At 62.3% G+C, this 7,443-nt stretch carries 10 protein-coding genes; 3 read left to right on the top strand and 7 right to left on the bottom strand.

Annotated features, from left to right (window positions below; all coding sequences use genetic code 11):
• Nucleotides 1–41 precede the first annotated feature (41 nt).
• A complete protein-coding gene (locus D3I60_RS19310) occupies nucleotides 42–398 on the bottom strand; it encodes a CPBP family glutamic-type intramembrane protease (RefSeq protein ID WP_369415266.1) in 357 nt (118 codons plus the stop codon).
• Nucleotides 399–409: 11 nt separating this feature from the next.
• Here D3I60_RS19310 and D3I60_RS01635 point away from each other — a divergent pair, with 11 nt between their 5' ends.
• Genes D3I60_RS01635 through D3I60_RS01625 form a run of 3 tightly spaced genes read left to right on the top strand, consistent with a single transcriptional unit; the run spans nucleotide 410 to nucleotide 2,225 of the window.
• Entirely contained in the window at nucleotides 410–790 is a 381-nt protein-coding gene (locus D3I60_RS01635; RefSeq protein WP_262774398.1) for a hypothetical protein, read from the top strand.
• The gene (locus D3I60_RS01630; protein WP_262774397.1) at nucleotides 787–1,224 is read left to right on the top strand and encodes a MarR family winged helix-turn-helix transcriptional regulator; all 438 of its coding nucleotides are present in this window, start codon (nucleotides 787–789) and stop codon (nucleotides 1,222–1,224) included. The genes D3I60_RS01635 and D3I60_RS01630 overlap by 4 nt, the downstream gene beginning before the upstream one ends.
• A complete protein-coding gene (locus D3I60_RS01625; RefSeq protein ID WP_262774395.1) occupies nucleotides 1,221–2,225 on the top strand; it encodes an IS481 family transposase in 1,005 nt (334 codons plus the stop codon). Before D3I60_RS01630 ends, D3I60_RS01625 begins: the two co-directional genes overlap by 4 nt.
• Here the strand turns inward: D3I60_RS01625 and D3I60_RS01620 are convergent.
• The 6 genes from D3I60_RS01620 to D3I60_RS01595 form a co-directional block, all read right to left on the bottom strand.
• A complete protein-coding gene (locus tag D3I60_RS01620; RefSeq protein WP_262774394.1) occupies nucleotides 2,214–2,489 on the bottom strand; it encodes a hypothetical protein in 276 nt (91 codons plus the stop codon). The two genes, D3I60_RS01625 and D3I60_RS01620, sit on opposite strands and share 12 nt — an antisense overlap.
• 320 nt (nucleotides 2,490–2,809) lie before the next feature.
• Nucleotides 2,810–3,661, bottom strand: a complete 852-nt coding sequence (locus tag D3I60_RS01615; RefSeq protein ID WP_262774393.1) for a hypothetical protein — start codon at nucleotides 3,659–3,661, stop codon at nucleotides 2,810–2,812.
• A gap of 578 nt (nucleotides 3,662–4,239) precedes the next feature.
• Nucleotides 4,240–4,998 (bottom strand): alpha/beta hydrolase, encoded by a 759-nt coding sequence (locus D3I60_RS01610; protein WP_262774391.1) that lies wholly within the window; start codon nucleotides 4,996–4,998, stop codon nucleotides 4,240–4,242.
• A 226-nt stretch (nucleotides 4,999–5,224) separates the two neighbouring features.
• The gene (locus D3I60_RS01605) at nucleotides 5,225–5,911 is read right to left on the bottom strand and encodes a GDSL-type esterase/lipase family protein (protein WP_262774389.1); all 687 of its coding nucleotides are present in this window, start codon (nucleotides 5,909–5,911) and stop codon (nucleotides 5,225–5,227) included.
• Nucleotides 5,912–6,122: 211 nt separating this feature from the next.
• The gene (locus D3I60_RS01600) at nucleotides 6,123–7,202 is read right to left on the bottom strand and encodes an alpha/beta hydrolase (RefSeq protein WP_262774387.1); all 1,080 of its coding nucleotides are present in this window, start codon (nucleotides 7,200–7,202) and stop codon (nucleotides 6,123–6,125) included.
• A partial coding sequence (locus tag D3I60_RS01595) for a hypothetical protein (protein WP_262774385.1) occupies nucleotides 7,199–7,443 on the bottom strand: 245 nt, incomplete at its 5' end. The genes D3I60_RS01600 and D3I60_RS01595, both read right to left, overlap by 4 nt.

The raw sequence follows: 7,443 nt of genomic DNA, 5'->3' as shown, positions 1-7,443 counted from the left end.
ACTCGCTGGGGCGACTCCCACAACGTTTCGAGCGACCTATTTCAGAACGATGCCACGGGCTGCGTAGCTCGTGTTCGAGCACACCAATTCCAAGTAGAAAACTCTCCATCAAACCCGAGGCTTGACACAATGTTCAGTTGAGACGATGTGATGAACCCGACCATTTCCAGTCCGACTCCCACGTTCCACCACAGATGCGCCGCAATTAGCGGCATCAGTGTCCGTCCATATAGGTAGAGCACTACTGCGACACATGCCCAGAGCAAATAGGCTAATGAGCCGGGGCCGTAGTACAGGTGGATGACCACCCGCATCGGCATGGACACTGTGATCGCTAGGTGTTGCGGGGCAGGAGGTTGATGGCGCGTCCACTCTGGAAAGATGTATGCGAATCGCATATAGTTGGATCATGGAGTCCAACCTTGAAGAAGCGATCAACGAGTGGCACGCGAGCGTCAATGCCGGCGACCTGCAGCGATCTGATCGGGCGGTCGGCGATCCGGTCGTTGTCCTCGGCCCGAAGGGCGCGGGTCCGATCACGCCTGCGCAGTTTGCCGAGTGGGTGGAACGCTCGGGGATCAAGCTGGTGCCGCGGTCCTGGCACCCTGTCAGCGAGCGACTGATGGTGGTCGAGGAGGACGCGACCTGGCTCGAGAGCGCGGAATCCACGCGGGTAGCCACGGTCTTCCGCGCTACTGCCGGGAAGGTCACGGCAGCTCTCAGGCTGCCGGACCTCAAGGCCGCTCTCGAGCTGGCCTACATCTGCCGCGAGATGGCGGCAACCGAGTGACAGACCTCGGCCCGGGGCAGGTCCTGTTCCATTTCGTCAGACACTGGTCACGACGTTCTGTCGCAGCAGACACAGGCGGTGAACAGGGGCGACTCGTGCTCGTCTGCGAAGGCGTCCATGCCCTCAGTCTGCGCGAGACCCCGGCAACGGTGAACGCAATCGCGCAAGAGGTCGGGATCGACCAGAGCGGCGCGTCACGGTTGATTAAGAGCGCCACCATAGCCGGGTATCTCGTCATGGCGGCGTCCGCGACCGATGGCCGACGACGCGAAGCATCACTCACCTCTGCGGGTCAGGTGATGCTGGACCAGGCGCATCGTTGGCAGGAGGAAGTGTTCGCTGAACTGACCACGAACTGGAGCGACAAGAAGCGCCGCGACTTCCAACAGGCGATGACCGACCTGATCGAGCGCTCTTACGCGATGGACGCATGAGCCACGCCAACGCCCCGCTCAGCATCGAGGGACGCCGCCGGCTGGTCGAGCGATGCAAGACGCGTCCCATCGCCCACGTGGCCGCCGAGATGGGGATCTCGCGTGCCTGCACATCGAAGTGGGTCAACCGGTGGCGACGTCACGGCGATGCTGGACTGCGCGACCGCTCATCGATCCCTCACCGGAGCCCAAATGTCACACCGGCTTGGGCGATCGAACAGATCGAGACCTGGCGACGCGAGCACAAGTGGTCCGCTCATCGAATCACCGATGAGCTCGCCGACCTCGGGTTCACGATCAACCGCCGAACCGTCACCCGCCACCTGAGCAGGCTCGGACTGGGCAGGCGAAAGTTCATCGATCCCGGCGGCGAAAACAACCGTAGGCCCGGGAAGATCACCGCCCGCTGGCCAGGACACATGGTGCACCTGGACGTGAAGAAGGTCGGCAGAATCCCCGATGGCGGCGGCTGGCGCATCCACGGTCGTGACAGCAACCAGGCTAAGACCGTCGATCGAGCGAAGTCGGCTGGTGCGAAGCGTGGCTACACCTACCTGCACTCTGCCGTCGACGGATTCTCGCGACTCTCCTACACCGAGCCCCTTTCCGACGAGAAGGGAGCCACCGCTGCAGCGTTCCTCGCCCGAGCCAAGGTCTGGTTCGCCGCGCACGGCATCACGCACATCCACCGGGTCGTCACCGACAACGGGTCCTGCTACCGCTCCGGTGACTTCGCCCGGATCGTCGGCCGACGCACACGGCATCAGAAGACCAAGCCGTACACCCCGCGCCACAACGGCAAGGTGGAGCGCTACCAGCGAATCCTGGCTGAGGAACTGCTCTACGCCCGCGAGTTCAAAAGCGAGGACGCCCGCTCTTCCGCGATCGCAGTCTGGAACATCCACTACAACTACCACCGTCCGCACAGCGGAGCCGGTGGACGGCCGCCAGCATCTCGACTTCAGGGCGGCGTCACTAACGTCCAGCCCTCATACAGCTAGGACAATAGATCCCCGTCCGGCTACCACCAGCAGCAGTACCGGCACCGCCACGATGACCGGTTCTTCCTTGAGTCCTGCGGTGATCAGGGAGACCCAGTGTTCGGCGATCTCCCCGGCCCCATCGCCGCTTAATTCCTCTCGCTGGGGCACGTGCCCTGCCAGTTCACCGATGCTATTGGCCGCCGACCCCGAGGCCAGACCCGCCAGCAGAAACAAGCCAAAGGCACCTAACCACACCGAGGCGGGAGGGCGCTGCATCAGCACCGTCTTGATCGTATCCCACGGGGACCACAACCGGCTGGCTCCCACTGCGCAGACTGCCAGCCAGAAGCCACCGATTGACAGCACTGTCACAAGAATGTGCCCGCCGATGAGCTCCCTTGCCGACGAGTCCTCGCTCCCGGTGTTTAGCTCGAACACCCCTAATGGTCAGATTCCCACTGAGGTTATTGCGTTCAGTCCGAACACCATCGCGTACAGCACCAGGACGCTGACCAGTGTCGCGGCAACTGTGATCCGCCGCATCCGCTGCGGTAACCGCCACGCCTGTTCACCATACTGCCGGACGGCGGCTCGACTGCCTCTCAACTGCTGTGCCGCCGAGTGAATTCCTTGCGGATCTCTTCTCGCTGTTCGACCGTCATCTGTTCAGGTGTGACGATAGCCCATTGCAGATTCTTCACCGCCAACCGAGGCGTGAGCTGTCGCATTCCGTTTTTCGTTCGAGCCTCGTTAAACGCCTGCAGGTACGCATCAATGACATCCGCACCCCCGCTGATTCCGCCGACGCTGAGGCCTTCGCTAATCAGTCGGCCAGTGTCGTCACCCAGATGGTGAAGTGCATCGTCCGGACGCGGGGTTCGTCCTCCTGCACCAATCGCATTCTCCAAGTTCTCGGCGTAGCGTCCGACCTCCGCCGCTCGGTCCAGAATCTTCGTCATCCTCTTCTTCCTATCCACTGTTTCCCCCTTCTCCATATTCTCCGGGTCGTCCACGCGGCTGCTCTTGGCTTCATATGCGTCGTTTTCCAGCGACTCTTCCAAACTGTCGACGTCCCAAGCGCGAAGGACCAGTCGTTTCGTCTCTTCATCGATCCCTGGGGAAGCTGCCATCCGTACATCGGACAGTTCCCCTCCGCGCTTCATGCTTTTCGCCAGTCGGCCCACGGCAGTTCGTGACATCGACAGCTGATCGGCAATCCATCGAACGCTATGGCCTTCTTCCAACAGCGCGTACACCGCCTGTTGATCCACGAGTGCTTGAGCAGTCTCAGCCGCCTGCACTGACCGCCGCGCTTTCGCCGCTGCACGTCCGGCTCTGCGGCCAAGGGCTAGACCAAATGATGCGGTCTGCCACCACCCTGCCAGGCGCTCTTCTCTCGAGTCCGACTCATTCCGTTCGGCCCCACTTTTCAGGAACTCTTCTCTGCGGTTCATGACCTCAGACTAACCCGTGTCCCAGCGTCCCTGCAATGGGACGCGGGGACACGGCGTGTCATTCTTCACTGGGCTAACACTTATCTTCCGAGCAGGCCATGTCGGTGCCACTCGGCAGACCTGTGCGGAAACGATCGTTTCTGTTACAGAACGTCAAACACGTGTTGGATAGTAGATATCAGTGTTAAGCGGTGGCCTACTGGCACCACTCTGCGGCGGTGCAATCCTCTTTGCCTACGAGCCCGAGCTCGAGACGCAAAGGGTGTTGTATACCAAAGGCTGAAGAAGCGACATAAGCACGCGGCATGTGGCTCCATCCGAGCAATGAACTCCGTAGGAACTGCCTCATAGTCATCGCAGAAGCCCCACTCATCCTCACCAACCCTCCTCCCCACCGACAAAGCACGCCGATCGGAGATCTTGTCTGCGGCTCCGGGACAACCAGATCGCTGGCTGCTCCGATAACGGCCGGTGCTGATCACCTGTGCCGAGCCTCTCCCTGATCGGTCCTTGGCGATCAGGAATAGACCTAATCAATCGTTCGGGGCTTGAACTGATAGGTGTCGGATCTCTTGGTCTCATTTGGAGTCATTGTTGTAGAGGAGTGCGTCTCGAACGAAGGAGTGGAGCCGCCGTCTGTGCTGGAGGCCCTCTCCGAACGGCATGGCGGAGAAACCGTGGATAGTGCCGACCCACTCGTCTAGGAATACCTCGACACCTTCCGCGCGGAGGGCTTCAGCGAGCCGTCGAGCATCGTCGTGAAGGAGGTCGCGTGTGCCCACAGCGATGTACGTGGGAGGGAACCCTTCGAAGCTGCCAAAGAGAGGCGACACGGAGGGGTCTTCGAGGGCAACTTGTCCAGCGAACCAGCGTGCCTCTTGCTCGAGTTCTGACAGGACCAACATATCCTTGCCCTTGTTCTTGGCCACACTTGGTGCGGTCAGGGTGAGGTCGGCGGCGGGGAAGGCTGGCGCTGCGGCAGCAGGCATGGGAAGCCCCTCCTTCCGAGCGCGTTGAAGAAGCAGGACCAAGAGGCCTCCGCCTGCCGACTCGCCGACAATCACGAGGCGTTGGGCTCCGACTGTGGCGACTAGCTCGCGGTATACGGCGATCGCATCGTCAACGGCAGCAGGAAAGGGATGCTCGGGTGCGAGGCGGTACTCGACGCTGACAACATCAGGACCGCGGTCCTTGCAGAGGTAGGCGACCGCTGCGCCTTGCTGAGCCGTGCCGAGGACATAAGCTCCTCCGTGGAGATACAGCACCACCCCCCTCTCTGCGCCGCCCGAGGAATATCGGATGACGGGAACGCCGCCGATTTGTTCGTGCGTTTCCACGACTCCTCGGGGAAGGCGCATCAACCGTTGTGCCAGGGCATCGACGGAGGCTCGATCGCGCACGTAGTCAACAGGTTTGCCCTCCTTCTTTCGGGCCGACCGCGCCAGTAGATTTCGCGCGACACGCATTACGGCGCTCGGGCGTCGGCGTGTCGGGGATCCGGGACGCTCAGTTTTCGACATGTGTTTCTCCTGCGTTCTTGACTTTGGTTAAACCCGTGCGGTGTTACTTCTGGGGCGCGTAGGCGAGCGCATCGCTGATGACGGCGGCGAACTTCGCATAACCCTCTGCATTGAGATGAAGTTGATCGGCGCGGAAAAGCGGGGAATCAATATCTCCCGAGGGGGTGAGTAGGGCTGATGCGGTGTTGATGAAGGCGATCTCGCCGGTTTGGTCCGCCCAATCGCTGAGCATCTGGTTGGCCTGCTGGATCTCTTCTCGAACGCCCTGTCGGATCGGCGCTTCCGTGATCGCCACGTAGTAGATGGGAAAGTTTGGGAATTGGCCATGAACGAGCGCCACGTACTTCTTGACCAGCGTGACGACTTCTTCGGCGGGGTTGGAGAAGAACGGAAACCCACTGATGTCGTTGGACCCCGCGTAGACCACGAGTGCTCGGGGGCGGAAAGGAACAACGAGCCGGTCGAGGTAGTGGATCTGGTCGCCTATTTTTGTTTCTGCGATCCCGACGTTGACGGTGTCGAGGCCCTCGAGGTCTTCGGGTGAAGTTTCCCCGAGCTCGAAGTAGGAGCTGCCGGTGAGAAGGGTCACGTCTTGTGGCGCGGGGTCCATCAGATGGCGTTCCCCGTCCACAACGGCACGTTCGAATTGCTCCAGCCGGTCCGGCCCAAACACCAACAACAATACAGCAGGAGCGGCGGGGGCTGCCCCAACCACGATCGCCGCGATCACGAGGATGGTCCTGGTTACTCGCTGGGCACGAGTCCGAGTCCGTGATCGCCTGCCTGTCGATTCGCGCCAAGTTGTCGGGTTCGGCAGGTTCACGTTACGACCCCACGTGTTGCGGGGAGGGTGTCTGAGGATGCTGTCGATTGTTCACGTCAGTTCCTTTCATGTTGATGATGACGCGGCAGGTGATGCCGCTCGCGGCGTCCGAGCAACGTCAGAAACGTTCGTGGTCCATGGCGTCGATTCCGCCCGTCAGCCAGGTGCGAAGCCGGTTGATGGCGAGCTGCGCATCTGCCGTTTGTGGCCGGTCGTAAAGTCCGTGCCGCGACTCGGGGAAGACGTCCTGCCATACGGACACGTCTGCCTCTCGAAGTCGTTCGACGTAAGGTTCGCTCGCGCGGCGGAGCAGGTCGATCCCGCAGGTCAGGACGTAAGTCGGGGGAAGTCCCACGGGGTTGGCCAGTCCTGGTGCGACGAGCGGATTAGAATGTGCGGCGGGTCCCGCCCAGTTGTTGAACATTCCCGTCACCCAGCGATCGTCGGGCAGACCGGGTGCGGTCAGGGACTTGGCCATGTCCGCGGTGGCCGGCGGCAGGGTGCCTTGCAGTACCGGGTAGGCGAGGTAGATCGATGCGGGAAGCTTGTCGCCGGCCTCGCGGAGACGCAGCGCGGAGCCGGCGACGAGGCAACCGCCGGCACTGGCACCGCCGAGATGGAGTTGATCGGCGGTGACACCCAGTTCGGTGGCGTGTGTGGTTGCCCACCGCCAGGCGCTGAGGACGTCATCCTGCGGCTGGGGGTAGTGCACGCCATTGAGGGCCTGCCGGTAGTCGACGGATAGCACGGGGATACCGGCCGCAGCGATCTCGATGGCTGGCCAATACGACTCAATCTGGTCCAGGCTGCCCGTGATGAACGCGCCGCCGTGTACCCATACGAACGCCGCGGTGGCCGCCGGCGCCCCTGTCGGTGGGAGGTAGAGGCGTGCCCGTACGCGTCCGTCGGTGTCATCGGCGATGTTGCGGGTGCGAACACCGCGCAGGTGTGGGCGCCGCTCCAGCAGACGCTGTTGCCACCGTGTTCCGTCAGGTATTCCTCCGGCCGCTTCGACGAGGCGCAAGGTGTCCTCGAACGGAGGAAGGGTGGTTGTTACGCTTCCTGTAGCGCTCTCCAGTAGTCGCTCGCGGAGGGGCGCGGGTAGCGCTTTGACCGCCCGCAGGGCGTATCCCATGGCGGTGAACAGCCGCCGACCGCGACCGGGAGGCATGGGCTTTTCGAGCGGGCTGGTGGTCATTGTCCTGTCCCTTCGGGGTGGCTGCCGGGAGTCGATGTGTCTGACCCGCCTGCGTGGGGGTCGGTGGGTATGTCGCGGGTGCGTTGCATCAGAGAATCAAAGAGGGCGGCGGGCACCGTTCCGTCGAGCATCCGAAGCACCTTCTGCATCGGCATGGAGCCGATCATGCGAAGAAGCTCCGGCGTCAGCGAGGTGGGTCCGGCATCCTCCGAGGCGGTGAGTGCGGTGCGCAGGGTGGGGC

Source organism: Brevibacterium permense, assembly GCF_025506275.1.
Lineage (GTDB): Bacteria > Actinomycetota > Actinomycetes > Actinomycetales > Brevibacteriaceae > Brevibacterium > Brevibacterium permense_A.
The sequence above is the reverse complement of the archived record's forward strand: the minus strand, read 5'-3'. Positions and strand labels throughout refer to the sequence as shown.